This is a genomic window from Ensifer sp. LC384 (assembly GCF_001695865.1).
In the GTDB taxonomy this organism is placed as follows: domain Bacteria; phylum Pseudomonadota; class Alphaproteobacteria; order Rhizobiales; family Rhizobiaceae; genus Ensifer.
The window spans coordinates 18906-43953 of sequence record NZ_MBST01000033.1; the positions used below are offsets into that span (position 1 = coordinate 18906).

General features: G+C 61.1%; 29 protein-coding genes. 14 read left to right on the top strand and 15 right to left on the bottom strand.

The window, feature by feature from the left end; all coding sequences use genetic code 11:
* Positions 1-38: 38 nt before the first annotated feature.
* Genes BC363_RS21875 through nuoH form a run of 3 tightly spaced genes read right to left on the bottom strand, consistent with a single transcriptional unit; the run spans position 39 to position 2103 of the window.
* The gene (locus BC363_RS21875; RefSeq protein WP_065784964.1) at positions 39-479 is read right to left on the bottom strand and encodes a CBS domain-containing protein; all 441 of its coding nucleotides are present in this window, start codon (positions 477-479) and stop codon (positions 39-41) included.
* Between the two features lie 45 nt (positions 480-524).
* Positions 525-1091, bottom strand: a complete 567-nt coding sequence (locus BC363_RS21880) for an NADH-quinone oxidoreductase subunit I (RefSeq protein WP_065784965.1) — start codon at positions 1089-1091, stop codon at positions 525-527.
* Positions 1092-1101: 10 nt separating this feature from the next.
* Positions 1102-2103, bottom strand: coding sequence for an NADH-quinone oxidoreductase subunit NuoH (gene nuoH / locus BC363_RS21885; protein ID WP_065784966.1), 1002 nt, complete (start codon positions 2101-2103; stop codon positions 1102-1104).
* Between nuoH and BC363_RS34630 the strand changes: the two genes are divergently transcribed.
* Positions 2102-2281 carry a hypothetical protein gene (locus tag BC363_RS34630; RefSeq protein WP_141690398.1) on the top strand — a complete coding sequence of 60 codons (180 nt, stop codon included), beginning with the start codon at positions 2102-2104 and terminating at the stop codon, positions 2279-2281. The two genes, nuoH and BC363_RS34630, sit on opposite strands and share 2 nt — an antisense overlap.
* 184 nt (positions 2282-2465) lie before the next feature.
* On the opposite strand, the gene BC363_RS21890 is transcribed toward BC363_RS34630, so the two are convergent.
* The 9 genes from BC363_RS21890 to BC363_RS21930 all read right to left on the bottom strand — a co-directional run bounded on the left by BC363_RS21890 (position 2466) and on the right by BC363_RS21930 (position 10569).
* Positions 2466-3170 (bottom strand): GntR family transcriptional regulator, encoded by a 705-nt coding sequence (locus BC363_RS21890; RefSeq protein WP_065784988.1) that lies wholly within the window; start codon positions 3168-3170, stop codon positions 2466-2468.
* A 75-nt stretch (positions 3171-3245) separates the two neighbouring features.
* Positions 3246-3989, bottom strand: a complete 744-nt coding sequence (locus tag BC363_RS21895) for an aspartate/glutamate racemase family protein (RefSeq protein WP_065784967.1) — start codon at positions 3987-3989, stop codon at positions 3246-3248.
* A gap of 12 nt (positions 3990-4001) precedes the next feature.
* The gene (locus BC363_RS21900; RefSeq protein WP_065784968.1) at positions 4002-4724 is read right to left on the bottom strand and encodes an ABC transporter ATP-binding protein; all 723 of its coding nucleotides are present in this window, start codon (positions 4722-4724) and stop codon (positions 4002-4004) included.
* 3 nt (positions 4725-4727) lie between these two features.
* Positions 4728-5507, bottom strand: coding sequence for an ABC transporter ATP-binding protein (locus tag BC363_RS21905; RefSeq protein WP_065784969.1), 780 nt, complete (start codon positions 5505-5507; stop codon positions 4728-4730).
* A 4-nt stretch (positions 5508-5511) separates the two neighbouring features.
* Entirely contained in the window at positions 5512-6492 is a 981-nt protein-coding gene (locus BC363_RS21910) for a branched-chain amino acid ABC transporter permease (protein ID WP_065784970.1), read from the bottom strand.
* A gap of 4 nt (positions 6493-6496) precedes the next feature.
* Positions 6497-7363, bottom strand: coding sequence for a branched-chain amino acid ABC transporter permease (locus BC363_RS21915; protein WP_065784971.1), 867 nt, complete (start codon positions 7361-7363; stop codon positions 6497-6499).
* A 69-nt stretch (positions 7364-7432) separates the two neighbouring features.
* The gene (locus BC363_RS21920) at positions 7433-8632 is read right to left on the bottom strand and encodes an ABC transporter substrate-binding protein (protein WP_065784972.1); all 1200 of its coding nucleotides are present in this window, start codon (positions 8630-8632) and stop codon (positions 7433-7435) included.
* Between the two features lie 438 nt (positions 8633-9070).
* A complete protein-coding gene (locus tag BC363_RS21925) occupies positions 9071-9298 on the bottom strand; it encodes a BrnA antitoxin family protein (RefSeq protein WP_065784973.1) in 228 nt (75 codons plus the stop codon).
* Between the two features lie 374 nt (positions 9299-9672).
* A complete protein-coding gene (locus BC363_RS21930) occupies positions 9673-10569 on the bottom strand; it encodes an NAD(P)-dependent oxidoreductase (RefSeq protein WP_065784974.1) in 897 nt (298 codons plus the stop codon).
* Between the two features lie 73 nt (positions 10570-10642).
* On the opposite strand from BC363_RS21930, the gene BC363_RS35185 reads away from it, so the two are divergent.
* Positions 10643-10780, top strand: coding sequence for a hypothetical protein (locus tag BC363_RS35185; RefSeq protein ID WP_161952483.1), 138 nt, complete (start codon positions 10643-10645; stop codon positions 10778-10780).
* Positions 10781-10854: 74 nt separating this feature from the next.
* Here the strand turns inward: BC363_RS35185 and BC363_RS21935 are convergent, their stop codons facing one another.
* Together BC363_RS21935 and BC363_RS21940 are read right to left on the bottom strand one after the other, a co-directional pair.
* The gene (locus tag BC363_RS21935) at positions 10855-11844 is read right to left on the bottom strand and encodes a sugar-binding protein (RefSeq protein WP_065784975.1); all 990 of its coding nucleotides are present in this window, start codon (positions 11842-11844) and stop codon (positions 10855-10857) included.
* Positions 11845-11891: 47 nt separating this feature from the next.
* Positions 11892-12872, bottom strand: coding sequence for an NAD(P)-dependent oxidoreductase (locus BC363_RS21940; protein WP_065784976.1), 981 nt, complete (start codon positions 12870-12872; stop codon positions 11892-11894).
* 170 nt (positions 12873-13042) lie between these two features.
* Here BC363_RS21940 and BC363_RS21945 point away from each other — a divergent pair, with 170 nt between their 5' ends.
* Both BC363_RS21945 and BC363_RS21950 read left to right on the top strand, forming a co-directional pair.
* Entirely contained in the window at positions 13043-13801 is a 759-nt protein-coding gene (locus BC363_RS21945) for an ATP-binding cassette domain-containing protein (RefSeq protein ID WP_244512771.1), read from the top strand.
* A gap of 28 nt (positions 13802-13829) precedes the next feature.
* Complete coding sequence (locus tag BC363_RS21950; RefSeq protein ID WP_065784978.1) at positions 13830-14828, top strand: ABC transporter permease; 999 nt, start codon at positions 13830-13832, stop codon at positions 14826-14828.
* A gap of 84 nt (positions 14829-14912) precedes the next feature.
* Here the strand turns inward: BC363_RS21950 and BC363_RS21955 are convergent, their stop codons facing one another.
* Positions 14913-15884, bottom strand: coding sequence for a LysR family transcriptional regulator (locus BC363_RS21955; protein WP_065784989.1), 972 nt, complete (start codon positions 15882-15884; stop codon positions 14913-14915).
* Positions 15885-16049: 165 nt separating this feature from the next.
* Here BC363_RS21955 and BC363_RS21960 point away from each other — a divergent pair, with 165 nt between their 5' ends.
* The 10 genes from BC363_RS21960 to BC363_RS22005 all read left to right on the top strand — a co-directional run bounded on the left by BC363_RS21960 (position 16050) and on the right by BC363_RS22005 (position 25048).
* Positions 16050-17240, top strand: a complete 1191-nt coding sequence (locus BC363_RS21960; RefSeq protein ID WP_065784979.1) for a muconate/chloromuconate family cycloisomerase — start codon at positions 16050-16052, stop codon at positions 17238-17240.
* A gap of 2 nt (positions 17241-17242) precedes the next feature.
* On the top strand, positions 17243-17533 hold the full coding sequence (gene catC / locus BC363_RS21965) for a muconolactone Delta-isomerase (RefSeq protein WP_065784980.1): 291 nt from the start codon (positions 17243-17245) through the stop codon (positions 17531-17533).
* 75 nt (positions 17534-17608) lie between these two features.
* Positions 17609-18547: a catechol 1,2-dioxygenase gene (catA, locus tag BC363_RS21970; protein ID WP_065784981.1), complete on the top strand. Its 939-nt coding sequence runs from the start codon at positions 17609-17611 to the stop codon at positions 18545-18547.
* Between the two features lie 109 nt (positions 18548-18656).
* Positions 18657-20015, top strand: a complete 1359-nt coding sequence (locus tag BC363_RS21975) for a Rieske 2Fe-2S domain-containing protein (protein ID WP_065784982.1) — start codon at positions 18657-18659, stop codon at positions 20013-20015.
* The gene (benB, locus tag BC363_RS21980) at positions 20012-20500 is read left to right on the top strand and encodes a benzoate 1,2-dioxygenase small subunit (RefSeq protein ID WP_065784983.1); all 489 of its coding nucleotides are present in this window, start codon (positions 20012-20014) and stop codon (positions 20498-20500) included. The genes BC363_RS21975 and benB overlap by 4 nt, the downstream gene beginning before the upstream one ends.
* Before the next feature lie 42 nt (positions 20501-20542).
* Complete coding sequence (gene benC, locus BC363_RS21985) at positions 20543-21565, top strand: benzoate 1,2-dioxygenase electron transfer component BenC (protein WP_065784984.1); 1023 nt, start codon at positions 20543-20545, stop codon at positions 21563-21565.
* Positions 21562-22350: a benzoate diol dehydrogenase BenD gene (benD, locus tag BC363_RS21990; protein ID WP_065784985.1), complete on the top strand. Its 789-nt coding sequence runs from the start codon at positions 21562-21564 to the stop codon at positions 22348-22350. Before benC ends, benD begins: the two co-directional genes overlap by 4 nt.
* 44 nt (positions 22351-22394) lie before the next feature.
* Positions 22395-23726, top strand: a complete 1332-nt coding sequence (locus BC363_RS21995) for an aromatic acid/H+ symport family MFS transporter (RefSeq protein ID WP_065784986.1) — start codon at positions 22395-22397, stop codon at positions 23724-23726.
* 143 nt (positions 23727-23869) lie between these two features.
* The gene (gene pcaD, locus BC363_RS22000) at positions 23870-24727 is read left to right on the top strand and encodes a 3-oxoadipate enol-lactonase (protein ID WP_083223588.1); all 858 of its coding nucleotides are present in this window, start codon (positions 23870-23872) and stop codon (positions 24725-24727) included.
* 87 nt (positions 24728-24814) lie between these two features.
* A complete protein-coding gene (locus BC363_RS22005; protein WP_065784987.1) occupies positions 24815-25048 on the top strand; it encodes a hypothetical protein in 234 nt (77 codons plus the stop codon).

Consider the following 25048-nt stretch of genomic DNA (forward strand, 5'->3'; position numbering starts at 1 on the left):
CTGACGGAAAACCGCTTCGCACTTTTCCTGGAAATGCTCTAGTGATAAGCCGTCCCGGCAATATATTCGTGCAGCGCCTGCTCATTGCGCAACGCTTCTTCGAGCCGGTGCTTGACCACGTCGCCGATGCTCACCACGCCGACAGGAACGCCGCCGTCCATGACCAACACATGGCGTGTGCGCCAATTGGTCATGATCGCCATCACAAAGGGCAGAAAATCCTCTGTCGAGCACGTCGCCACACTGCGGTTCATGATGTCGGCGACCCGCATGATGGGCGCCTCTATACCGTATTCGGCCACCGCATTGCAGCAGTCCCGCTCTGACAGCGTGCCCAGGCATTCCCCGGGCGAACGGCTGACAACCACAAAGCCGATGTTGTTCTCCCGAAACAACCGCAGGACTTCTACCATCGTCTGATCCGGCGTAACCGAGATGAGTCCGGGAGACTTGGTTTTCAAGATTTGGCAGACATGCATCTGAGCCTCCTGTCTACGCGTTCCGGCTTGACGGCGGACGCGTACTCACGTTCGCCGGATATTCCGCCACCAGTTGTACCCTTGCAGTTCGCTCGTCTCGACCAGAACGTCGTGTTCGGTATTCAGGCGCGCCGCGACTACAGCACCACCGGTCGTCGCCTTGCCCGGCTTACCGAGCAGATCGTCACGCCCGATCACCAGATCACGCGAGGAAAAACTCGAGAATTCGTATTGCTGGCCAAGCGCGATCGCGTCCGCCGGGCACGCGTCCTCGCAAAGCCCGCAGAATAGGCACCGGGCCGTGTCGATTTCAAATTTTGCCGGGTGACGGTTGCCCTTCTCGTCCTCGTAGGGGATGACTTCGATGCAGTCGCAGGGACAAATCTTTGCGCAGAGCTCGCAGGCCACGCATTTGATCTCGCCCTCGTCGTCGCGCTTCAGGAAGTGGTGCCCGCGGTAACGGGCGTAAGGCAACCATTTTTCCTTGTCCGGATACTGCATGGTCACGGATCTGGAGAACATGTAGCCGAAGGTCAGAGCCAAAGCGTTCGCTAGATCGGCGAAGAACGCCCAGCCGATCCATGTTCCAACTCTGTCTCCTGCGTGCGACATCGCCGCCCCGCTACGGAGCCGCCGTGGCTCCCAAAAGAACACCGGTTATAATTATGTTCGCCAACGACAGAGGAAGCAAGACTTTCCATCCGATCGCCATCAGTTGGTCGTAGCGATAGCGTGGGAAAGTGAAGCGGAACCATATGAATACATAGACGAAGAAGGCGACCTTGAGCACAAACCAGAGAAGCGGCGGCAAGGGGAGCAGCACGCCGTTCCAGCCGCCGAAGAACAGGATCACCACCAGGACCGACACCAGCAACATAATGGCATATTCGCTGACCATGAAGAACGCAAAGCGGATACCGCTGTACTCGGTATGGAACCCGGCCCCCAGATCGCCTTCCGCTTCCGCGAGGTCGAAGGGAATGCGTTGCGCTTCGGCCAGTCCGGCGACGAAGAACACGAAGAAGCCGACTGGTTGGTAGACGATGTTCCAGACATCGGCCTGCGCCCGCACGATCTCGAGCAGACTCATGGACTGCGCCAGCATGACCACGCCGATGACCGCGAACCCCATCGGGATCTCGTAGCTGATCATCTGCGCGCAGGTTCTGAGGCTGCCCAGGACAGCGTATTTGCTGTTGGCGGCCCAGCCGCCGAAGATGACGCCATAGACCTCGATCCCGATGACCGCGAAGACGAAAAGGAGCGCCACATTCATGTTGGAGACGTAGAGCGTAATTTCGGCGCCGAGGACCGAGACGGTTTCGCCGAAGGGGATCGCGACGAACACCACGAAGGGTGGGGCAAGCGCCAGGATCGGCGCCAGTTTGAAGAGGAAGCGATCGGCCTCGGCCGGGATATGGTCCTCTTTGGTTAACAGCTTGATTCCGTCCGCTACCGGCTGCAGCAGCCCGTGCCAACCCACACGCATTGGCCCCATACGCTGCTGGATGTGACCGGCGATCTTGCGTTCCAGCCAGGTCAGCGGCAAGGGCAGCAGTAGCAGGATCGCAATCAGAAACGCGACCTTGAAGACGATCAGGCCAAGAGCGACGATAAGTTCCATGATCAGCGGCTACTTATTCATCGGGTCGAAACGACGCCCGGACTTTGGCTCCAGCTATATGTTGAACGCTACGCTTGCCAGCCTTTACGGTACAGCGACGATGCGTCAGTTGCAAAGCGGAAATCATTTCCGCTTTGCTGTTGGGCGCTTGGCGCAAACGACTTCACTCAGAACTTGAGTTCGGCTGGTTCTCACAAGCCTCCGTGCGATCAGGCCCCCGCAACCAAATCAAAAAAACCGCGAGACAGAAATGTCCGCGGGCTTCTGGCGTTCCAAAACCAACACAAACGTCGGCAGACCACCGATCCGACCGCTCTCCGCTTTGATGTCTTTGCCAGTCCAGCGGCTGTCCCAGCGGCAATTCAGCGGAGCGCGTCTGCGAGGCTCGCCGGCTTGCCTGCCGGCCGAGCGAGCTCCAGGCCCGACAGGAGGTCAAGCAGGTGTTCCTTCATCAGGTCGGCGGCCTTAGCGGATTCGCCCGCCTCGATGGCGTCGACCAGCGCATGATGCGCGTGGCTTTCGCAGGTTGTGTCGCGCCGCTTCCAGTAAAGAGCAATAATCAGCGAGGAGTGGGAAACGAGATCACGGACGAAGCCGGTCAGAACGCAATGGCCGGCAATTTCCGCGATACCCACATGAAATCGCGCCGATAACATGATCGCGTCGCTGTCGCGGCCGGCATGCAGCGCCTCATGCTCCTTGTCGAGATGGCGGCGCAGCAGCAATATGTCCTCCGGTTTAGCCACTTCCGCGGCAAGTGCGGCGACTTTGGGTTCGATCAGTGCGCGCGCTTCGAAAACCTCGCGCGCTTCTCTGGTCGACGGCTGAGCGACAAAGGCACCGCGATTAGGTTCTAGTCGTACGAGACGGTCGTGGGCCAGCGCCTGAAGGGCGGCCCGGATCACCGTGCGGCTGACCGCATAGATCGATGCAAGCTCGTCTTCCGGCAGCTTCGTGCCCGGGGCGAGCCGATGTGCGACGATTGCGTCCCGGAGGCCGTGATAGATCGGCGACCAACGCGTGGCCGGCATCCGACTGTGGATTTCCGGATCGAGTATCGGCGACATATTCATCGTTTCTGGCGGGCTCGTCTTTTGTCTCGCTCGCCGACGGACAACGTCCTTGGGCATCCCGATGCATCCTTATTGAAGCTTGCTCAACCCCGGCGACAATGGCGCGTAGTGACCGGCAAATTGCTTGACGAGTGGCGCGGCATAACCGCCGACCTTCGAGGTTCTCAGACCCAAAGCGCAGATGGCTTCGGCAAGCTTGACCGCACAGGCCACACCGTCAAGCACCGGCACCCCATATTCGCTCGAAAGCTGGTGCGCCAAATCGGCCATCCCGGCACAACCGAGTACGATCGCCTCTGCTTTGTCTTCGGCGATCGCACGGGCAATTTCAACCGAGATCTTCTGACGCGCTTCAGAACCCGGCTCTTCGAGGTCAAGTACGGCGACATCCGACGCCCTCACCTTGGCGCAGCGAGAGGACAGGCCGTATTTCGATAGATTGTGTTCGATCGCCGGCACTGAGCGCGCAAGCGTGGTGACGACGCTGAACTTACCGGCAATCAACGTTGCAAGGTGAAACGCCGCTTCGCCTATTCCAATCACCGGTGCGCTTGTAGCGCAGCGCGCCGCATCGAGACCCGTATCGTCGAAACATGCGATGACATAGGCGTCCATATCGCCTGCCTTGAACATTTCGGCGAGAATGCCAGGCACCACGAAGGCCTCATCGAAATAGCCCTCGATGCTTGGTGGGCCGTCCTCGGGATTGACTGCGATGATCCTGGTTCTGGCCGACGCCGCGATCTTTGCAGCCTTGCCGATCTTGCCGGTCATCGAGGCCGTGGTGTTGGGATTTATGACAAGGATGCGCATGTCCGGTCCTACCTACACTTCGCCGCCGAGATAGAGATGCCTGACACGGTCGTCATTCAGCAACTCGACCGAATTTCCGCTGAGCGCCACCTTGCCGGTCGTCAACGCGTAGGCACGCTGGGAGATCCGCAGCGCCATGCGCGAGTTCTGCTCGACAAGCAGCACGCTGACCTTTTCGTCACGATTGATCGCCACGATCGACCGCGCGATGTCCTGGACCAGCTTCGGCGCGACGCCAAGCGACGGTTCGTCGAGCAGCAGCAAACGGGGGCGCGCCATCAGCGCTCGGCCGATCACCAGCATCTGCTGCTCACCACCGCTCATCGTCCCCGCCTGCTGCGAGTAACGCTCCTTGAGCCGCGGGAAGCGCGTCAACACCATATCCATACTCTGCTGTATCTCAGCCTTGTCGGAGCGCGTGAAGGCACCCATCAGAAGGTTGTCGCGCACCGTCATGAAAGGGAAGACACGACGCGCTTCCGGCACCATGGAGATGCCCATGCGGACGATCTCATCCGGCGCGACGCCGTCAATGCGGTTGCCGCGATAGCGGATCTCACCCTTGCGGATCCTTCTGAGGCCGGTGATGGCACGCAGGATCGACGACTTGCCCGCCCCGTTGGCGCCGATCAGCGCCACGGTCTCGCCTTCCTTAACCTCGATCGACACGCCTTTCAGGGCATAGACGTGGTCGTAGTAGAGCTCGACGTCATCGAATTTGAGAAGCGGTTCCATGGCCTACAATCCGATCGATTCGTCTTCGGCACCGAGATAGGCTTCGATGACCTTTGGGTTCTGCTGGATTTCCGCCGGGGTACCCTCGGCGATCTTCTCGCCGAAGTTGAGTACGACGATGCGGTCGGAAATGTTCATGACGGCCGGCATATCGTGTTCAACCAGGAGCACGGTAATGCCGCGTTCGCGCAGCTTACGCACGATTTCGACCGCGCGCCTGGTCTCGTCGTGATTCATGCCCGCGAAGGGCTCATCGAGCAGGATGACGGACGGATCGGTGGCAAGCGCGATGGCAATGCCGAGCGCCCGCAGATGCCCGTGGGGCAGGTTGCTGGCGATCTCGGCCTGCATCGCTCCCAGTCCAAGGAAGGCGAGAATCTCGTCGGCGGATCTGCCGAAGGCGTCCAGATCGCTGCGCGCCGAGGCACTGCCGAAGTAAAAGCCGACGAGGCTGGCGCGGGACCGCAGATGGTGAGCCGTCACGACGTTGTCGCGCACGGTCATGTCCTTGAAGATTGTGGTCTCCTGAAATGTCCGCACCACACCCTTTCGAGCCGTGATGTGCGGCGACAGCCCGGAGATCCGCTCGCCCTTGAACCTCACTTCGCCTTCGGTCGGCCGCAGGAAGGAGGCGATCAGCTTGAACAGGGTCGACTTGCCGGCGCCGTTCGGCCCGATGACTGAAAGGATCTCGCGCTCGCGCACCGAAAAGGAGACGTCGTTGACCGCGACGAGCCCGCCGAAACGTTTGGTAAGGCCGATGACTTCGAGAATGTCGGTCATGGTGCTAGCCGCTCCTCTTGCCGGGCAGGGCTAGGCTCAGCAGGCCGTTGGGTAGGACCAGCATCAGCACGATCAGCACTGTCGAGAAGATCAGGAGTTGGAATTCGCCCGCCTGGAACAGCACGTCCCAACCGAAATAGAGGACAAAGGTTCCAAGCATCGGTCCGAGCACATAGCCAAGCCCGCCGAGGAAGCAATTGAGCATGAAATTGACCGAGTCGGCGACCGTGAAACTCGACGGATAGATCGATTGGGAGATCGATGCGAACATCGCCCCACCGACGCCGCCGAGGAAAGATGAGAGCGCATAGGCGACCACGCGGAGGTAGGCGATATTGACGCCGATCGACGAGGCGAGCTCCTCGTTCTGCTGCAGCGATTGACAGAGCTGGCCGATGCGCGAATGGGCGAGCCGATAGAGACCGAGGAAGCAAAGCGTCATCAACAATACAGCGACGATGTAGAAGGCAAACCGGGGATTGGCGAGGCTCGCGAAATCCGGAACGAAGGTGATGCCGAAAAGGCTTATGCCGGTCGGCAAGGGAATGCTGACAATGCCTTTGGCACCGTTGGTGATCGGCATGGCAAGCGCAAGCAGGCGCGCGACTTCGGTCAGCACCAGCGACACCATGGCGAAATAAACGCCGCGCAGGCGCAGAATCGGCAGACCGATGAGAACACTTGCAACGGCACAGAACAGGCCCGCCAGAGGCAGGGTCAGCCAGAACGACACACCATAATTCGTCACCAGGATGGCGGAGACATAGCCACCCATCAGCGCGTAGGCGCCCTGGCCGATGTTGATGCGGCCGATATAGAAGGTGATCCACACGCCCGCGCTGATGATGCTGAGAAGGGCGACCGAGGTTAGCGTGTAATAGAGGTCGCTCCGGCCGGTGGCGCTGATCAGCAGCGGGACGGCCACAAGCAGCGCCAACAAGAACAGGGCGGCGGAGACGATCCTGACGGACGACGATTTGCGCATGACATCAGCCCCACGGTTTGCCCATCAGCCCGTTCGGGCGGATGCTCAGGAAGGCCATCAGCAGCGCGAAGATGACCAGATAGGTGACGTCGCCATATTCGCGCAGCACGGTGAGGCCGACCGATTCCATCATGCCGAGGATGAAACCACCGGCAATTGCGCCGCCAACCACGCCGGCGCCACCGATCATCACCATCAGAAACGCCTTGATCGAAATCGGTCCGCCGATGCCGGAGTTGACGCCGGTGATACTGACGAGCAAGCCGCCGACGACACCGGCGAGCATTGCCCCGAGTGCGAAGCCGATCATGGAATAGCGCTCGACCTTGACACCCATCAGCTGCGCGGCAATGCGATCTTGCGCCAGCGCCCGCATGGCGCGGCCGGGTTTGCTGTATTGCATGTAGAGCATGAAGGCGGCGATCATCAGTATCGCGATCACGCCGACGACGATGCGATCGTAAGGCAAGATCACACTGTCGGAGATGAAAACGCCGCTGACGATCTTCGGCACGCCGCGCTGTTTCTCGCCGAACAGCAGCAATATGAGGGCATCGAGGAAAAATGCGATGGCAGCGGCGAGCAGCATCGTGCTTTCCTCGCGCTTGCTGCGTCGGATGACCGGCCGGAAAAGGAATTTCTCCATCAGCGCGCCGACAATCGCCAGCGATACCCCCGAACAGATCAGCGCAACCACGAAGGGCAGCTTGAGCTGGCCGTAGATCGAGTATGTCACGAAGCCGCCCAGCACGTACATCTGCCCGTGCGCGAAGTTGAGAACGTTCATGAGCGCGAAGATCAGTGTCAGCCCGAGCGCGATCAGCGCATATTGGGCACCCAGATACAGTCCGTTGGCAATGACCTGTTCCATGGCGGAAAATCCGATCGCCGGGGAGGTTCGGGACCGGTCCCGAACCTCGATTGACTTAATCAGGCAACGTCAGTCCACTTCGCCGATGAACAACGTCTTGAACGTGCCGTCCTTGAACTCGGTCACCACCATCGGCACGGAGACCTGGCGCTTCTGGCCGAAGGAGGTCGTGCCGACATATTTCAGCATGCTGTCCTTGGCGTAGGGATTGGGCGCGGAGAAGCTGTCGATGGTCTTCTTGAACTCGGCCACGTCGTCTATCGCCTTGGGGTTCGCCTTGAGCGTTTCGATGATGTATTCGAGCGCGTAGACCTTGGTGTTGGACTCATCGTTGTATTCGCCGAACTTCTTGGTGTAGCGATCGATGAACTCCTCCATCAGTGGCGTGCGGATCTCCGGGGTCGAAGCGCCGCCGACGGAGATGAAGCCGTTGGCGAGTTCACCAGCGCCTTCCTGCAGCACGGTCGCGTCCTGCGCCGTTTCTGCCGAGATCAGGCCCTCATAGCCGAGTTCGCGTGCCGCGCGGATCAACAGCGGCGCGTTGGCGGGGGCCACACCGGACAGGACGAGCAGATCCGGTTTCAACTGGACGATCGGCGTCAGCACCGGTGTGAAGTCGCGTGTGTCGTTCTGGTAGGTATCGGTCTCGGCGACCACTTCCAGCCCGAGTTCCTTGGCGGCAGCGACGCCGCCGTCACGCTGGCTGATCGGGTCGGATTCGTTGGCGGCGATGAAAGCCACCTTCTTCACACTCTTGTTTTCCTTCAGATATTTGTAGATTGCCGGTCCGGACTGATAATTGGCAACCATGCCGAGGACCGCATTCGAGGCCGGTGCGACATAAAGCGATTTCGGGAAGGCGTAGGGGAAATAGATGATCCCCTTGGATTCCGCCACAGGACGAACGGCCGCCGCGCCGTCATCGACATTCGGTCCGACGACATAATGGATGCCTTCCTGGGCCATCTTCTCCATGCCGGCGATGGCCCGCTTGGGATCCTTCTGGTCATCGAAGGTGACGATGGTGATGTTGTAGGTGTCGTCGCCGATCTTCACGCCGCCGGCCTCGTTGAGCCAATCTGCGCGCGTCTGCATCGAGCGGACGTTGGATGTACCCCAGGCCGCGGCGGGACCGCTGGTCACGCCGACGAAGCCAATCTTGAGTTCCTTGTTCTCCGCTTGTGCGGGAAAGGTGCTTGCGACTGCAATTGCCAGGATCGAAACGGCGCCGAGCGCCAACGATTTCAATGTCGAGCGTCTGTTGATCATCTCACTCCCCATTTTTGGCATCCGGCACGAAATGGCGCGGCGGATTACAATAAGGAAGCGCTAAAATAGAATATTGTCAACATAATACGCAAGCATTGTATACGATGTGTGCGTCATGGACGGTCGTCGGCCGAGAGGGAAATGGTCGACCCTGACCGTGCCATCGAGCATGTGCTCGCGCGCTGCCCTGAGACGCACGCAGCCGTGTCCCATCCACGAGGCCATAGGCTGGCCTCCAAGAACCTTCAGAGGCCGAGTGGCGCGGCCCGCTCCGTAAGTCGCATTGTGCGATATGTGATGATCTGAGCGAGATGGCGCGGCATTGGTGTACGCAAAACGGCTGTTCGATAGGGGCCGCAATTGCAAAGTCTGCGGCTCGTTCCGCGCAAGCCGATGTCGTCGCGCTCATTGACAGCCATCCAGGCGGATCCGCTGGGATCAAGCATCCTTGTCGCGCTTGGTTGCATTTCGAAGAGCGTCCTGCATCCTTGCGCGCCAATCGGTGCCGGATGCTTTGAACCAATCGACCACGTCGGTGTCGACATTGAGCGTGAGTTTCGTCGTGGAACCGTCGGAGGGCAGAGTTTTCTTCTTAAGTGCTCGCGGACGTTCCAGAACCTGCTGCACCAAGTCGTCGGTGGCTCGTGTGGAAACAACTTTAGCCATATGCCAGCCTCATGCTGTTCTGCATGGTCACGCCTCCGCCTAACTGGCTTATCATTTCTTGCCTCGTGCCACCACGTTATTCGACATTCGACCGTCAGTACGCCGAGGACAGAAAGCCGGAGATGTCGACGTCGACGGTGTTGGCGGCGTGTGGCACGTGGCCAAATAGGGCATCGAATCGAAGAAGCGGCTGCCCTCTTGCCGCCGTTTCTTCGAGGCGGGACGAACACCCGTTTCGCGGGTTATGTTACGTCCGCATGCAATAGAAACTGGCATCGTCCGTCATCGCGAGATGACTACAGTGTTCGTGCCGCCTGCTCGCTCTCGGCGGCCCGGCAGCGGAGTTACCTCGCCTCCGATATTTGCCCGATACGTCAGCCAGCGGGGACGTATCTTCTCCAGCCATGTTCGCTGCGAAAGCCCAACACTTCACGGGCCTTTCGGTTCGACAGCAGCGTCTCGAATTCGCCGAGTTCCCGCTTGAGCGGCACGCCCGGATAGAAACGGTCGATTAGTTCGCGGGTAGGCAGATCGGAAGAGGTGTCGTCGCTGGCTGCGTTGAAGATCTGGAACCCCAGCCCATCCTTCTCCACCGCACGAAGCGTGATCTGACCGAGGTCGCGCGCATCGATGTAGCTCCAGGCGATGCGCCTGCGGAAGCCCGGATTTGCGAACCATCCGGGAAACAACTCGTACTCATGCGGCTCAATGACGTTGCCGATGCGCAAGGCGTAGATGTCGATGCCGCTGCGAAGCGCGAAGGCGCGTGCCGTCTGTTCGTTGACGACCTTCGACAAGGCATAGCTGTCCATCGGGTCGACATCGTATTCCTCATCGAGCGGAAAGTATGCGGGCGTGCGGGGCTCGTTGGCAAAGACGAGACCGTAGGTCGTCTCGCTGGATGCGATGACGACCTTGCGGATACCCAGTTTCACGGCCGCTTCGATGACGTTGTAGGTGCCGAGTGCGTTGACGCGGAAAAGCTCGTTGTCGGGCGCGATCATGATGCGCGGAATGGCGGCAAAGTGTACGACGGCGTCGATCGGCTGCGGCCTCAAGGATGGGTCGAATTCGTGCAGCCCGGTGTAGCTCGACAAGGCGTTGAAGACTTGCCCGCTATCGGTGATATCGGTGATGAGCGTCCTGACTTTCGGGTTATCAAGCGGTCGGGTGTCGAGATTGAGCACCTGGTGATCTCGTTCGACGAGATATTGCACGACGTGGCGGCCGGCTTTGCCGCTGCCGCCGGTGAAGATGATCCTCTTTGTCATTCTGCTCTCCCCGTTGTGATGCGCACGAATTGTCTTCGCCAATGCGCTCAAGGACCTCGAGCCGACGGCTCACATGGGCGGCATGCCAAACCCGGCCGGCAACCCCGCGAAGAATGGTTTCACCGCCGCCGATCAATACGTTCTGATGCTGTCGATGCGTGGCGCTTGCGTCAACGGGGTCGACCTGACACCGCCCGCGCCGGCGGCATGAAGCCGCCACGCGGGCTCGGCCGGAAATAACGACCTTTGTCCGGGCGCCCGCAAACGGGACCCCGGACTATGGCGTCACTTCTGGATGCACGTGTCGACCGTGTCCTTGGTGCATTCATCAAGACCGGTGAACACCGGATCTTCCACCGGCTTGCCGGCGATCAGGTCCAGCATGACAGACGGCGCCTTGTAGCCCATTTCGAACGGACGCTGCCCGACGAGAGCCGTCACCAGCCCTTCACGCGCGATGGCCACCTCGTCGCCGATCGTGTCGGCCGCGCCGATGACGAATTCGTTCTTCGCAATCTTGTCCGCTATCGGCTTGAACAGGTCGCGATAGGGCTGCGGTGCACCGAACAGCGGCCAGCCGCCCATGATGCCGAACGCATCGAGGTCCGGGTTGGCGGCGAGAATGTCCGTCATCGCCTGCACGCCCTTGGCCCCGTCGTCATTGGTGAACACCGGGCAGCCTGCGACTTCCGTCCAACCTCCCTCGCCCTTCAGTTCCGCCAGTCCGTCCTGACCGGTCAGCGTGTCGCGCATGCCCTGGGCTCGGCGCAGAATGTTGTCCGCCCCGGGGTTGCCTTCGATCGTGCAGATCTTGCCGCCAGTCGGCTTGGCCTTCTTGATGTACTCACCGATCCGCGCGCCCATCAGGTAGTTGTCGGTCCCCAGATAGGTCTTGCGCAGGGCCGAGTCCTCCTTGGCAAGGTCGGCGTCCAGCGTCATGACGGGGATCGTCGGGTTTGCGGTCTTCAGCGTCTGAGCGATGAGTTTGGCATTGGAGGGCGAAATTGCGATGGCAGCCGTGTCGGCCTTGCCGAGCATGTCCTGAACGATCTGCGCTTCGCCGGCCTCGTCGGATGTCGAGGCAGGCCCGGTGTAAAAGCACTCATATTCGGAATCCGTATTTTCCTTGTTCCATTTCTGGCAACCCTGGTTGATCGCTTCGAAGAATGGGTTGTCGAGGCCTTTCACGACGATGACGAGCTGCTTCTTGGCCAGGGCCTGACCGGCGCAGAGCGCCAGGACGGCAACGGCGGCCAGCAATAATGTCTTTCTCATTCTTTCCTCCCGTTGAACAAGCGGACAGCGTCTGTCCGCGGCACAAATCAACCCGGATACCAGACGACACGAGGATCGTTCGGCTGACGCTCGTATTGCCAGGCCGAGTCGATAAGCTTTTCGAGATCGTAATCAGGGCGCCAGTCCAGAAGGTACTTCGCCTTGCTGTTGTCCATCCAGTTCGAGTGGAAGGCGCTCGGAACGTCGACCGAGTCGAGGTTACGCGTGCGTGCGAGGTAGCGTGCGACCTCGCCATAGTCGACCGGACGGTCCATCGATATGTTGAAGAGCTGCCGTTCGGCGCGCGGGTTGTCGATCGCCTCGAGGATCGCCGAGACCAGGTCGCCGACATGCACGAAATTGCGCTTGAGCGGCCGGCCATCGGCATCACGCAGGAGCGGCACCGTGCCGGCCTCGGCGTATCGCCGCGCTTCTGCGGGCGCAAAAAAGGTCTTCCAGTCGGGGGCGCCGAAAACATCGTCGCCGAACGACAATGTCTGTTTGAAGTCGTCCTTCTCCATGATCCACGGCGCGCGCAGGCAGCAAGCGTTCGTGCCGTATTGAACCGCGTACTGCTCGAGCATCACTTCCTCGAGGACCTTCGACAGCGCGTAGCAACCGGGATAGGCGCGGTGCGGCGTCTTCTCCGTCACTGGACCATCGTGGCGGTAGAAGAAATGGCCGACCGCCGCGTCCCCACCGACGAGGATGAACTGGCGTGCGGAAGAACTGGTCCGGAACGCCTCGAGCAGCCAGAACAATCCCTTGACCGTGATGTCCATGACAGTGTCGGGCGTTTCCTTGCAGGTGGCGAGGTGCACGACATGAGTGACGCCCTTCATTGCCGCTTCGGCGACTTCGCGGTCGGCGATCGTCCCGCAGACCACGTCCAGTCGCTCCGACGGATCGAGCAGGCGATTGTGGCAGAGCGCACGGATCAGCGCCCTCGAAAAACGCGGTTGGTCAAGCAGCCCCGCGATGAGGTTCCGCCCGACCTTGCCCGTTGCACCGGTAACAAGGATAAGCATGCTCGTCTCCCACCGACAGCTAATATACAGCGCAACGTCTATTTGTCATACAAAACAGTTGCTCGGCAAAGGACGTCATTGACGCCTTCATAAGGATTTGCGTAAATGCGATGTTGGCCGCTGGGTGAAGTCAGACGAACGATCGCGCCCCTTGGCGTACCGGTGCGCTTCTGGAGGCGAGAAGGCTGGTGGCGGTACTTGAGCTCACCAACATTTCCAAGCACTTCGGCGCCATCCAGGCGGTCAGCGACGTTTCGCTTTCACTGGAAGCGGGGCAGGTGGTCGGCCTCATGGGAGACAACGGCGCCGGCAAGTCGACGCTGGTCAAAATGATTGCCGGGAACTACCGTCCGAGCCAGGGCACGATACGGCTCGACGGCAGCGAAATCGTGCTGCATCGGCCGGTAGAGGCGCGACAGCACGGCATTGAAATCGTTCACCAGGACCTGGCGCTCTGCAACAATCTGACGGCGGCGGCGAACGTTTTCCTTGGGCGCGAGCTGAGGCGCGGCGTTGGCCCTTTGCGTGTGCTGGACTACAAGGCGATGTACAGACGCGCCGGAGAAATCTTCAGGGAGCTCCGATCCGAAACCCGCCCCCGCGATCTTGTCAGGCAGATGTCCGGGGGGCAACGGCAGGCGGTCGCGATCGCGCGAACGATGATCTCCGAGGCAAAGATCGTGCTCATGGACGAGCCGACTGCCGCCATCTCAGTGCGCCAGGTCGCCGAGGTGTTGCATCTGATCCGGGAACTGCGTGACCGCGGCATTGCGGTCGTGCTCATCAGCCATCGCATGCCGGACGTCTTCGATGTCGCCGATCGCGTTGTCGTCATGCGGCGTGGCCGAATGGTCGCCGACAAGCCTATCGCGCAGACGTCGCCTGAAGAAGTGACGGGATTGATTACCGGCGCCATCGAAAGGGTATGAGCGCGGGATAGGAGGAATGCGAAGGACAATGGCAACGACGCTCGACCAGACGATTGCTCAGAAACAACGTACGCTGGGTGCTGCAATCCTCTCCAACCAGACGTTCTGGGTGTTGGTCGCCGTCGTTCTGGCCTGCATCTTCCTGTCCTTCGCGACGGATTCATTCGCCACAGCGAAGAACCTCTACAACATCACCCGCAACACCACCTTCGTCGCAATCATTGCCCTCGGCATGACGCTGGTTATCATCACCGGCGGGATCGACCTGTCGGTAGGGTCGGTGTTGTGCCTATGCAGCATGGTCCTCGCGGTGGTCATGCATTCCGGCTACAGCATCGAGGTCGGGATTGCCGCTTCGGTGGCAACTGCGGTCCTCATCGGTGCTTTCAACGGTGTGCTTATTGCCTATGTCGGCTTTCCGCCTTTCGTGGTCACGCTCGGCATGCTGTCGATTGCGCGAAGTCTGGCGATGGTCGCGTCAAACAACACGGTCGTTTTCCAGTTTGGTCCGGATCACGATAAGCTGCTCGCTCTTGGCGGTGGGGCATGGCTGTTCGGCATCGCCAACCCGGTGATCTACATGATCGTTCTGGCTCTCTTGACCGGTTTCGTCCTGCGGTGGACGAGGCTGGGCCGCTACATCTACGCTATCGGCGGCAACGAGCAGGCGGCGACTGCCACCGGTATCCCCGTGCGCCCGATCAAGGTCGGTGTCTACATGATTTCCGCCCTTTCGGCCGGCATCGCCGGCATCGTTCAGACCGGCTGGCTCGGCGCGGTGACGACCAACATCGGTGCCGGTATGGAGCTGCAGGTCATCGCAGCGACGGTGATCGGCGGCGCCAACCTTGCCGGCGGAGTGGGCACGGCTTTTGGCGCCCTGGTCGGCGCGGCGCTGATCGAGGTGATCCGCAATAGCCTCGGGCTGCTCGGCATCAACGCCTTCTGGCAGGGAACGTTCATCGGCGGCGCGACGATCCTTGCCGTCCTCTTCGACCGCATCCGCAATTTCCGGCAGGCAGAGTAGCTCCCCGGAGCCTACAGCGCCGCGCGTCTTGTCAGACGCGCCAAGATCGCTGACGCAACCTTCTTGCTCGACCGCGTCGTACGCCTATTCAAATTTCTCAGTGTGCTCGGTTGGGCTACCGATCAAGCCATGGCCGGGGACAAGGTTGTATTCCGGGTCCAGCCAGGGCGGGCTTTCCTCGTACATTTCGGCAATCAATTGTTTGACGAGGTCGATATACCGCGAATTGTCGCCGATCCGGTGGCTGAGGATGACCGGTGAGGTTGCGCCTTTTCCCTCGAGCAGCCGATAGTGCACGTCCGAACGCATCTGGCGTGCGGAGGAGGGGATGATGCACACACCGGCTTCGGCGGCGACCAGTCCGAGGGCGGTCTGGATTTCCCGCACTTCCTGAACCTCGGCCGGGCGCGCGTCATGACTTTGCAGCAGGCTCAGCACGTGGTCGGCATAGCCGGGTCGAGGCTCCTTGGGGTAGACGATGACCTTTTGACCGGCAAGGGCGGCGACCGGAAGCGGCGAAGCCTCCTTAGCCAGCGGCGCGTCTTTCGGTATTGCCACGACAAGACGTTCTTCGCGCAACACGATACCGACCACGTTCGGGTCGCTGTGCCGCAGGCGGCCAAAACCCATGTCGATGCGGCCCTCCTTAAGCGCGGGGATTTGCTGGACGGAGACCATTTCCAACAGCTGGATATCCACTTCCGGGGCGTGCTGGCGCAGTTTTCGCACCAGTGACGGCAGCCCGCCGTACAGGGTCGAGGCAACGAAGCCGATCGACAGGACGCTGTTCTGGTTCAAGCCGACCCGGCGGGTTGCCGCTTGCATCTGTTCGACCCGACCGAGGACCTGCAGCGCCTGTTCATAGAACAGACGCCCTGCTTCCGTCAGCCGGACGGGGCGGCTCTTGCGGATGATGAGTGGGACGCCCAGGTCCTCCTCAAGCAACTGGATCTGCCGGCTCAAGGGCGGTTGGGCGATGTGCAGCGTCTGGGCTGCGCGGGTAAAGTTTCGCTCGCGTGCGACGGCTACGAAATAGCGAAGCTGGCGAAGATCCATCATTTTGCTCTCATCCCTTACTCCGGATTCCCAGCTGTCGACGGTATGCTGCACTGCGGGAAGTGCAGATAAGGTGGCATTTTTCTGGCTATGATACCAGAAAGGTATCATAGCAGATGCAAATGATGTTGGACGAGGCTTCATACCCGGCGCAAAGTTCGCCCCATGAACACGACCTTGACATCCGTTGTCCCGACCGCAGCAGCGTTCCCCCTCGTAGAACGCGTCGAGACCCTGCTCGTCGATCTGCCGACCATCCGGCCGCACAAGCTCTCGGTGGCGACCATGAACGGCCAGACCTTGATGTTGGTCAAGGTCCATTGCAGCGACGGCATCGTCGGCATCGGCGAGGGCACGACGATCGCCGGGCTGGCCTATGGGGGCGAAAGCCCGGAAAGCATGAAGCTGGCGGTCGATACCTATTTCAGGCCCGTCATGGTCGGCCAGGATGCAACGGCCGTGAAGACGCTGATGGCGCGCATCGGCAAGATGGTCAAGGAGAACCGTTTCGCCAAATGCGCGATTGAAACCGCGCTGCTCGATGCGCATGGCAAGCGGCTCGGGTTGCCTGTCAGCGAGTTGCTGGGCGGTCGCATGCGCAGCCATCTGCCTGTCGCATGGACGCTGGCGTCCGGTGATACGAAGGCCGACATCGCCGAGGCCGAGAAGATGCTCGACCTGCGCCGGCACAGGATTTTCAAGCTGAAGATCGGGGCAAGGCCCCTGCATCAGGACATCGCCCATGTTGCGGCCATCAAGCGGGCGCTGGGCGAGCGTGGCTCGGTTCGGGTGGATGTGAACATGGCGTGGAGCGAGACAGATGCCGCCTACGGCATGGCCGCCTTGGCGGACGCCGGTTGCGACCTGGTCGAACAGCCGGTCGCCTCGGCTGCGGCACTGGCCCGGCTCGTGCGTCGCTTTCCCGTCGCGCTGATGGCCGATGAATCGCTGCACGGCCCGGAAAGCGCCTTTGAACTCGCGAAAGTCAGCGGTGCGGACGTGTTCGCCGTCAAGATCGAGCAAAGCGGCGGGCTGTTCAATGCCCAGCGGGTCGCGACCATCGCCGACGCGGCCGGCATCGGTCTTTATGGCGGCACGATGCTTGAAGGGGCTTTCGGCACGGTGGCATCGGCGCAGGTGTTCTCCACCTTTACCAACCTTCAATGGGGGACGGAGCTGTTCGGACCGCTGCTGCTGACCGAAGAGATCCTGACGACACCGCTGAACTACAGCGAGTTTGAACTGACCGTGCCCTCAGGACCTGGGCTCGGTATCGAGCTGGACGAAGAGCGTCTGGCCTTCTTCACGCGCGATGGACTGCGCAAGACGGTCAGCATTGCCGGGCAGGGAGGCTGAACATGCTCTTTCATGTGCGCATGGACGTGAACATTCCCAACGATCTGCCAAAGGCGGAGGCGGCCGACATCATCGCCCGGGAAAAGGCCTATTCGCAGGATCTGCAGAAGAGCGGCAAGTGGCGACACATCTGGCGAATAGTCGGCCAGTACGCGAACTACAGCGTCTTTGACGTGAAGGACAACGCGGAACTGCACGAGATACTTTCGGGACTTCCGCTGTTCAAGTTCATGGACCTCGAGGTGACGCCACTCGTGCGGCATCCCTCGGCAGTCCGCGACGACGATAGCTAAGACCGTCTTTGGCGGCGCTCCCGGGAGGATGCGAACCGCGCCAGTTTTCTCAAGTAATCCAAGAGGAGGATGAAAATGAACGTGCAGATCTTCGACAGGCCGGAGATACAGGACTTTCTCAAGGTCCTGAGCGGCCTCGACAACAACGGCGGCAATCCGCGTGTCAAGCAGATCGTCCATCGGATCATGTCCGACCTGTTCAAGGCCATCGACGATCTCGACATCACCCCCGATGAATACTGGACCGGCATCGCCTGGCTCAACGAGATCGGCGCCACCAGCCAGGCCGGTCTGATCTCGCCCGGTCTTGGTCTCGACCATTTCCTCGACGAGCGCCTCGACGCGATCGATGAGGCGCTCGGCATCGAAAACCCGACCCCGCGCACCATCGAAGGCCCGCTCTATGTGGCAGGCGCGCCGGTGTCGCACGGATTTGCCCGTCTCGACGACGGCACCGACGAAAACGGCCACACCCTGATCATGCATGGCACCGTTTTTGGCGCCAACGGCGAGCCGCTGCCGGGCGCCACGGTCGAAGTCTGGCACTGTGACACCCGCGGCTTCTATTCGCATTTCGATCCGACAGGCAAGCAGGCGCCGTTCAATATGCGCCGCACGATCGTCGCGGACGAAAAGGGCTGTTACAAGTTCCGCAGCATCGTGCCGCACGGCTATGGCGTACCACCTGGCAGCCCGACCGAGCGGCTGTTGTCGGCACTCGGCCGCCATGGCCAGCGCCCGGCGCATATCCACCTGTTCATCAGCGCCGACGACCACCGCAAGCTGACGACACAAATCAACATCGAAGGCGATCCGCTGGTCGACGACGATTTCGCCTATGCGACGCGAGACGGCCTGGTTCCGGCCGTCATCGAGCGGACCGACGAGGCCAGCATAAAGGCCAATGGCCTGACCGGCCCCTTTGCGGAGATCAAGTTCGACATTCATCTCACGGCCCTGGTGAACGGTGTCGACAACCAGATCAACGAACAGCGCAAGCGCGCGGCCGCCTGAGCGGCAAAACCGGCGGCCCGGATGGGCCGCCACCCCTGACAATCATCGTCATAAACGACTGTGTTGCAAAGGCTGCGCCCGAAGATGCGCGCTTTGCGGGAGATAGTTCATGTCTGCGATCATCGACAAGGCCCGGGACCTCAATCATCTGCTGGCCACCGCCGTGCAGGACGACAAGGAAGCCGGCATATTCCGTTGCCGCCGCGACATCTTCACCAACGAAGACCTGTTCGAGCTGGAGATGAAGCACATCTTCGAAAGCAACTGGGTCTATCTGGCCCATGAGAGCCAGATTCCTGACAATAACGACTACTACACGACCTATATCGGCCGTCAGCCGGTGGTCGTCACCCGCGACAAGCAAGGCGAACTGCATGCCGTCATCAATGCCTGCGCGCATCGTGGCGCGATGCTGTGCCGCCGCAAGCACGGCAACAAGGCCAGCTTCACCTGTCCCTTCCACGGCTGGACCTTTTCCAACAGCGGCAAGCTGCTGAAGGTGAAGGATGAGAAATCCACGCAGTATCCGCCGCAGTTTGCCAAGGATGGCTCGCACGACCTGAAGCGCGTCGCGCGGTTCGAAAGCTATCGCGGCTTCCTGTTCGGCAGCCTCAAGGCGGATGTGCCGGCTCTGGAAGACTACCTCGGCGAGACGAAGGTCATCATCGACCAGATCGTTGACCAGGCGCCTGACGGCCTTGAAGTGCTGCGGGGCAATTCGTCCTACATCTATGACGGCAACTGGAAACTGCAGATGGAAAACGGCTGCGACGGCTATCACGTCAGCTCCGTGCACTGGAACTACGCCGCCACCATGGGCCGGCGCAACGAGGAGGGCACAAAGGCAGTCGACGCCAACAGCTGGAGCCGCTCGGTCGCTGGCGTCTACGGCTTCGAGAACGGCCATATCCTGTTGTGGACCAACACGATGAACCCCGAGGTCCGGCCGGTCTACAACCGCCGGCATGAGATCACGGCGCGCGTCGGTGAGGACAAGGCGGATTTCATCGTCAATCAGACCCGCAATCTCTGCCTCTACCCGAACGTCTTCCTGATGGACCAGTTCAGCACGCAGATCCGCGTGACGCGGCCGATCAGCGTCGACAAGACCGAGATCAGTATCTTCTGCTTCGGGCCGAAAGGCGAAGGCGCCGCAGACCGTGCGCTGCGCATCCGCCAGTACGAGGATTTCTTCAACGTGTCCGGCATGGGCACGTCCGACGACCTGGAGGAGTTTCGCGCCTGCCAACAGGGTTATGCCGGAACCACCGCGCTCTGGAACGACCTGTCGCGCGGCGCGCCGTTGTGGATCGACGGCCCCGACGAAAACGCCAGGCGCATGGGCATCGAGCCGCTCCTGTCTGGAGAGCGCAGCGAGGACGAGGGGCTTTTCGTCCGCCAGCACGAATACTGGGCCAAGGTGATGCGTGATGCGCTTACGGCCGAGAAGAGCGGAGTGGTCGCATGAGCATCTCCTACGACGCCATCTGCGCCTTCCTCTACCGCGAGGCGCGCCTTCTGGACGATCGCCAATGGGACGAATGGCTGACCTGCTACGCCCCCGACGTGACCTACTGGATGCCGGCCTGGGACGACGATGATCAACTCACCGAAGACCCGCACTCGCAGATCTCACTGATCTACTACCCAAGCCGGGACGGGTTGGAAGACCGGGTGTTTCGCATCAAGACCGAGCGCTCCGGCGCCTCGACGCCGGAACCGCGCACCAGCCACAACGTGACCAATGTCGAAGTGCTGCAGGACCGGGGCGATGAGGTCGACGTGCGCTACAACTTCCAAACCTTGAACCATCGCTACAAGGTCACCGACCAGTTCTTCGGAACCATGTTCGTCACGCTGCAAAAGAGCGGCGACAGGCTTCTGATCGCGAACAAGAAGATCGTGCTGAAGAACGATTACATCCGCCAGGTCGTCGACGTCTATCACCTCTGACGAGCGTCGTCGGCCGGCACAGGGACTGAACAGGAGGATACCGTGGGCTGCCACAAGATCGCATTGAACTTCGAAGACGGGGTGACCCGTTTCATCGAATGCAAGGACGGCGAGAAAGTGCTCGACGCCGCCTTCCGCAGCAAGATCAACCTGCCGATGGACTGTTCCGACGGCGTGTGCGGCACCTGCAAGTGCCGGGCCGAGAGCGGCAGCTACGACCTCGGCGACGACTTCATCGATGATGCGCTGACGGCGGATGAGGCGGAGAGCGGCCTCGTGCTGACCTGTCAGATGAAGCCGACTTCGGATTGTGTAGTCGCAGTTCCGACGACATCGGCGGCCTGCAAGACAGGGCAGCAGACATTCTCCGCGACGGTGACAAGCGTAAGCCCGCACAATGACGCGGCGATCGTGCTCGAACTGGAGGCCGACGCAGCACCTGCTTTCCTGCCCGGCCAATACGCCAACATCGACGTGCCGGGCAGCGGCCAGAACCGTTCCTATTCGTTCAGCACGGCGCCAGGGGGAGCGCGCATCGGCTTTCTCATCAAGAAGATACCCGGCGGGCTGATGAGCACCTGGCTGGAGCGCGCCGAGGTCGGAACGACACTGCAACTGACCGGTCCGCTCGGCAGCTTCTATCTCCGCGAGGTTCAGAGGCCGCTGCTGTTTCTCGCCGGCGGCACCGGGCTTGCGCCATTCCTTTCCATGCTCGAAGTGCTCGCCGCCGAAAACTCGGAGCAACGAGTCCATCTGATCTATGGCGTCACGCGTGATCTCGATCTGGTCCTCGTCGAAGAAATCGAAGCCTATGCCAAGCGGCTTGCCAACTTCAGCTTTGCCACGGTTGTGGCCGAGGAAGCCTCCAGCCATCCGCGCAAGGGCTGGGTCACCCAGCACATGCCGGCCGAAGTGCTCAATAGCGGCGACGTCGACGTCTATCTCTGCGGTCCGCCTGCGATGGTCGATGCCGTCCGCAGACACTTCGACGACAATGGCGTGACGCCGGACAGCTTCCACTACGAGAAGTTCACGCCCAACGCCATCGCGAAGGAGGCCGCATGACTGCGCCGCGCTTTGAGGGCCGTTTTTCCGGCAAGGTGCTGATCGTGACCGGCGCCGCGCAAGGGATTGGGCGTGCCGTGGCGATCCGTGCGGCTCAAGAAGACGGGCAGGTGGTGTTCGTCGACCGTGCCGATTTCGTTGCCGACACGGCGGCTGAAGTTCCGGACGCGCAGACAGCGGCTTTCAACGCCGACCTGGAAACCTGGGAGGGCGCGGTTGCCGCCATGCGCTTTGCCGCGGAGACCTTCGGCGGCATCGACATCTTGATCAACACCGTCGGGGGCGCGATCCGCATGCGCCCCTACGGCGAATTCGACCCGCCGCAGATCGATGCGGAGATCCGCCGCTCGCTGATGCCGACGCTCTATTGCTGCCACGCGGTGCTGCCGCATCTGTTCGCGCGCGGTGGCGGCACGATCGTCAACGTCTCGTCGAACGCGACGCGGGGCATCCATCGCGTGCCCTATTCGGCGGCAAAGGGCGGCGTGAACGCCCTCACGCAATCGCTCGCCATGGAGCTCGCCGATCGCAACATCCGCGTTGTCGCCACGGCGCCGGGCGGCACCGAGGCGCCGCCGCGCCGTATTCCGCGCAACGCCAACGGCGATAGCGAAGCCGAAAAGGGCTGGATGGGGGAGGTCGTGCGGCAGGTGAAGCAATCCAGCTTCATGAAGCGGTACGCAACCATCGATGAACAGGTGGCGCCGATCCTGTTCCTGGCCTCGGATGAGGCGTCCTACATCACCGGCAGCGTGCTGCCGGTTGCCGGGGGAGATCTCGGCTGAAGACTTGAGACATGAATGCGTAACGGACTCGGGGAGGAGTGATCATGCGCACCATCGATGTGAATGAAGCGATAGACAACAATCCGTTCGGGGGATTTCAATGGCTGGTGGTTGCGCTCTGCGCCCTGCTGCTGATCGTCGACGGCTACGACGTCTTTGTCGCCGGTACCGTGTTGCCGACGCTGATTGCCGAGTGGGGTTTGACCAAGCCGCAGGCCGGCGCGCTCCAGGCCTGGGCGCTGTTCGGCATGATGTTCGGCGCCCTTTTCTTCGGGCCGCTGGCGGACAGGATCGGTCGCAAGAAGGGGATAGCGATCAGCTTCCTGCTGTTTACGGTGTCGACGCTGCTCACCGGCTTTGCCAACTCGCCGGGTGAGTTCAAGATCTTCCGGTTCGTCGCTGGTCTCGGTTGTGGCGGACTGATGCCGAATGCGGTGGCACTGATGAACGAATATGCACCCAAGCGCCTTCGCGGCACCATGGTGGCCATCATGTTTTCCGGCTACTCGGTCGGAGGCATGGTCGCGGCGGGTCTCGGCATTGGCCTCATTCCGCAATTCGGCTGGAAGCCGATGTTCTTCGTCGCGGCGCTGCCATTGCTGCTTTTGCCGGTCATTCTGTGGAAACTGCCGGAATCGCTCGGCTTCCTCATCCGCCAGGGCGAACAGGAGAGGGCGAAACAGATCTATTCGAAGCTCGCCCCTGCCACGCGCCTTGACCGCGACGACAGGCTGGTCTTTTCCGAAACCAAGGGCGCGTCTGCATCGATCGCCGAACTGTTCCGCCACCAGCGCACGTTGCGCACACTCATGTTGTGGACCGCCTTCTTCTGCTGCCTGCTGCTCGTTTATCTGCTGTCGTCCTGGTTGCCGAAGGTGCTGCAGGAAGCCGGTTATGCCGAAAAGGCAAGCCTCTTAAGCCTCTTCTCGCTCAACTTCGGAGGCATGGCCGGCGCGATCGTCGGAGGTTGGCTGGGCGACCGCTTCGGCCTGCCGAAGGTGGTCGTGGGCTTCTTCGTCGCCGCCACGGCATCCATTGCATTGATCGGCCTCAACCCGCCGGCGGGGATCCTGTTCCTGATGGTCTTCGTTGCCGGCGCCACCACCATCGGCACGCAGATCCTGCTCTATGCCAGCGTGGCGCAGCTCTACAACCTCTCGGTCCGTTCCACCGGGCTCGGTTGGGCTTCGGGCGTGGGCCGCATCGGCGCCATCGTCGGCCCGACGCTCGGCGGCGTGCTGCTGGCGCAGGAGTTTCCACTTCAACAGAACTTCCTGATCTTCTCGATCCCGGCGGCGATCGCCGCCTTGGCGATGTTGGTGTTCGCGGTCAGCAACGCCCGTCGGTCCGCCGCCGTTCGCTTAGCCACAGCATGAGGTGGCAGAACGATGACCGGGAGACGCTGACAACTCAATCGCGCGTGGACCCGCGGCCACTCCGGCCGGTGCTGAGCAAGCGGCGGGACCATCAACCATCGGCGCCCAAAACCCTGGCTTCCGACAACTGGAGTATTTGAGCAGTGGCTTATCTTGATCTTCCCAGTCACCGCCTCCACTACCGCATCGACGGAGCCGCGACTGGCGGCTCCGACAAGCCCTGGCTGATGCTCTGCAACTCGCTCGGCACCGACATGCACATGTGGGATGCTCAGGTGGACGCCTTGTCGCGGCAGTATCGCGTGTTGCGTTACGATCGCCGGGGTCACGGCCGGTCGTCTGCACCGCGTCCGCCCTATACTCTCGCCGACCTCGGTGGAGATGCCCTTGCGCTGCTCGACGCGCTGGATATAGAGCGGACGCATTTCTGCGGCTTGTCGATCGGCGGTCTCACGGGACAGTGGCTGGGCATTCATGCCGGGGAGCGCTTGGGCAAGGTCGCCGTATGCGCGACTGCTGCGAAGATCGGCACCGCAGAAAGCTGGGCAGCGCGTATCGAGGCTGTGCGAGCAGAAGGGCTCGGCGCGCTGATCCCTGCTACGGCCGAACGCTGGTTCACACCGCAGTTCAACGTTTCTGAGGCCCGCGCTGTCGCCAGGGTGCTCGACAGTTTCGCCGCCACTTCGCCCGATGGATATGTGGGTTGCTGCGCGGCTCTGGCCACGGCGGACCTGCAAGGAGACCTCGTGCGGATCGCAAATCCCCTGCTTGCCATCTCCGGCGAGGACGATCCGGTTTGTCCGCCGTCCGATCTGGAAAGCATCGCCGGTCGCGTGCAGCGGGGCCTCCACCTGTCGCTGCCCGGACGGCATATCGTCAACATCGAGTCCGCCTCCTTGTTCAACGCAGTGCTTCTAGAGTTCCTCGGGAGTGAGGCGCAGCTTGTTCGTGTACAGGATTTTCGACGACAGCCGGTTCTCGCTGAGCATACCGAAATCTGATCCACGGACGGCCGCTTTAGCTGCTTTTCGCCCTGCATCAGCCTCACGGTGCCTGTTCGCACGAAAATAGATAGCGAGGGGGAAAGCGTGCGCTACAGTTTCGAGGTCGTGGATGCGGCGGAACGCGGTCTCAGCGGGAAGCGCACCAATCAAACCGGGCGACTTGAAATGGTCGCGGCGATGGACTGGCTCACGGAATCGGGTGCATTCCGCCCTGTTGATAACTTCCGTTTGAATTTGTTGTTTGTTTTCAGTTGGTTGTTCGATCTTGTCGGTTTTTTGAAATTGACTGTTGACGTCTGTGAGGATGGGGGTCTATAA

Bases quoted from the DNA above. Each gene is read 5' to 3' on its own strand.
- BC363_RS21875 (WP_065784964.1), bottom strand. From the start codon at position 479: ATGCATGTCTGCCAAATCTTGAAAACCAAGTCTCCCGGACTCATCTCG.
- BC363_RS21880 (WP_065784965.1), bottom strand. From the start codon at position 1,091: ATGTCGCACGCAGGAGACAGAGTTGGAACATGGATCGGCTGGGCGTTC.
- BC363_RS34630 (WP_141690398.1), top strand. From the start codon at position 2,102: ATGATCAGCGGCTACTTATTCATCGGGTCGAAACGACGCCCGGACTTT.
- nuoH (WP_065784966.1), bottom strand. From the start codon at position 2,103: ATGGAACTTATCGTCGCTCTTGGCCTGATCGTCTTCAAGGTCGCGTTT.
- BC363_RS21890 (WP_065784988.1), bottom strand. From the start codon at position 3,170: ATGTCGCCGATACTCGATCCGGAAATCCACAGTCGGATGCCGGCCACG.
- BC363_RS21895 (WP_065784967.1), bottom strand. From the start codon at position 3,989: ATGCGCATCCTTGTCATAAATCCCAACACCACGGCCTCGATGACCGGC.
- BC363_RS21900 (WP_065784968.1), bottom strand. From the start codon at position 4,724: ATGGAACCGCTTCTCAAATTCGATGACGTCGAGCTCTACTACGACCAC.
- BC363_RS21905 (WP_065784969.1), bottom strand. From the start codon at position 5,507: ATGACCGACATTCTCGAAGTCATCGGCCTTACCAAACGTTTCGGCGGG.
- BC363_RS21910 (WP_065784970.1), bottom strand. From the start codon at position 6,492: ATGCGCAAATCGTCGTCCGTCAGGATCGTCTCCGCCGCCCTGTTCTTG.
- BC363_RS21915 (WP_065784971.1), bottom strand. From the start codon at position 7,363: ATGGAACAGGTCATTGCCAACGGACTGTATCTGGGTGCCCAATATGCG.
- BC363_RS21920 (WP_065784972.1), bottom strand. From the start codon at position 8,632: ATGATCAACAGACGCTCGACATTGAAATCGTTGGCGCTCGGCGCCGTT.
- BC363_RS21925 (WP_065784973.1), bottom strand. From the start codon at position 9,298: ATGGCTAAAGTTGTTTCCACACGAGCCACCGACGACTTGGTGCAGCAG.
- BC363_RS21930 (WP_065784974.1), bottom strand. From the start codon at position 10,569: ATGACAAAGAGGATCATCTTCACCGGCGGCAGCGGCAAAGCCGGCCGC.
- BC363_RS35185 (WP_161952483.1), top strand. From the start codon at position 10,643: ATGGGCGGCATGCCAAACCCGGCCGGCAACCCCGCGAAGAATGGTTTC.
- BC363_RS21935 (WP_065784975.1), bottom strand. From the start codon at position 11,844: ATGAGAAAGACATTATTGCTGGCCGCCGTTGCCGTCCTGGCGCTCTGC.
- BC363_RS21940 (WP_065784976.1), bottom strand. From the start codon at position 12,872: ATGCTTATCCTTGTTACCGGTGCAACGGGCAAGGTCGGGCGGAACCTC.
- BC363_RS21950 (WP_065784978.1), top strand. From the start codon at position 13,830: ATGGCAACGACGCTCGACCAGACGATTGCTCAGAAACAACGTACGCTG.
- BC363_RS21955 (WP_065784989.1), bottom strand. From the start codon at position 15,884: ATGGATCTTCGCCAGCTTCGCTATTTCGTAGCCGTCGCACGCGAGCGA.
- BC363_RS21960 (WP_065784979.1), top strand. From the start codon at position 16,050: ATGAACACGACCTTGACATCCGTTGTCCCGACCGCAGCAGCGTTCCCC.
- catC (WP_065784980.1), top strand. From the start codon at position 17,243: ATGCTCTTTCATGTGCGCATGGACGTGAACATTCCCAACGATCTGCCA.
- catA (WP_065784981.1), top strand. From the start codon at position 17,609: ATGAACGTGCAGATCTTCGACAGGCCGGAGATACAGGACTTTCTCAAG.
- BC363_RS21975 (WP_065784982.1), top strand. From the start codon at position 18,657: ATGTCTGCGATCATCGACAAGGCCCGGGACCTCAATCATCTGCTGGCC.
- benB (WP_065784983.1), top strand. From the start codon at position 20,012: ATGAGCATCTCCTACGACGCCATCTGCGCCTTCCTCTACCGCGAGGCG.
- benD (WP_065784985.1), top strand. From the start codon at position 21,562: ATGACTGCGCCGCGCTTTGAGGGCCGTTTTTCCGGCAAGGTGCTGATC.
- BC363_RS21995 (WP_065784986.1), top strand. From the start codon at position 22,395: ATGCGCACCATCGATGTGAATGAAGCGATAGACAACAATCCGTTCGGG.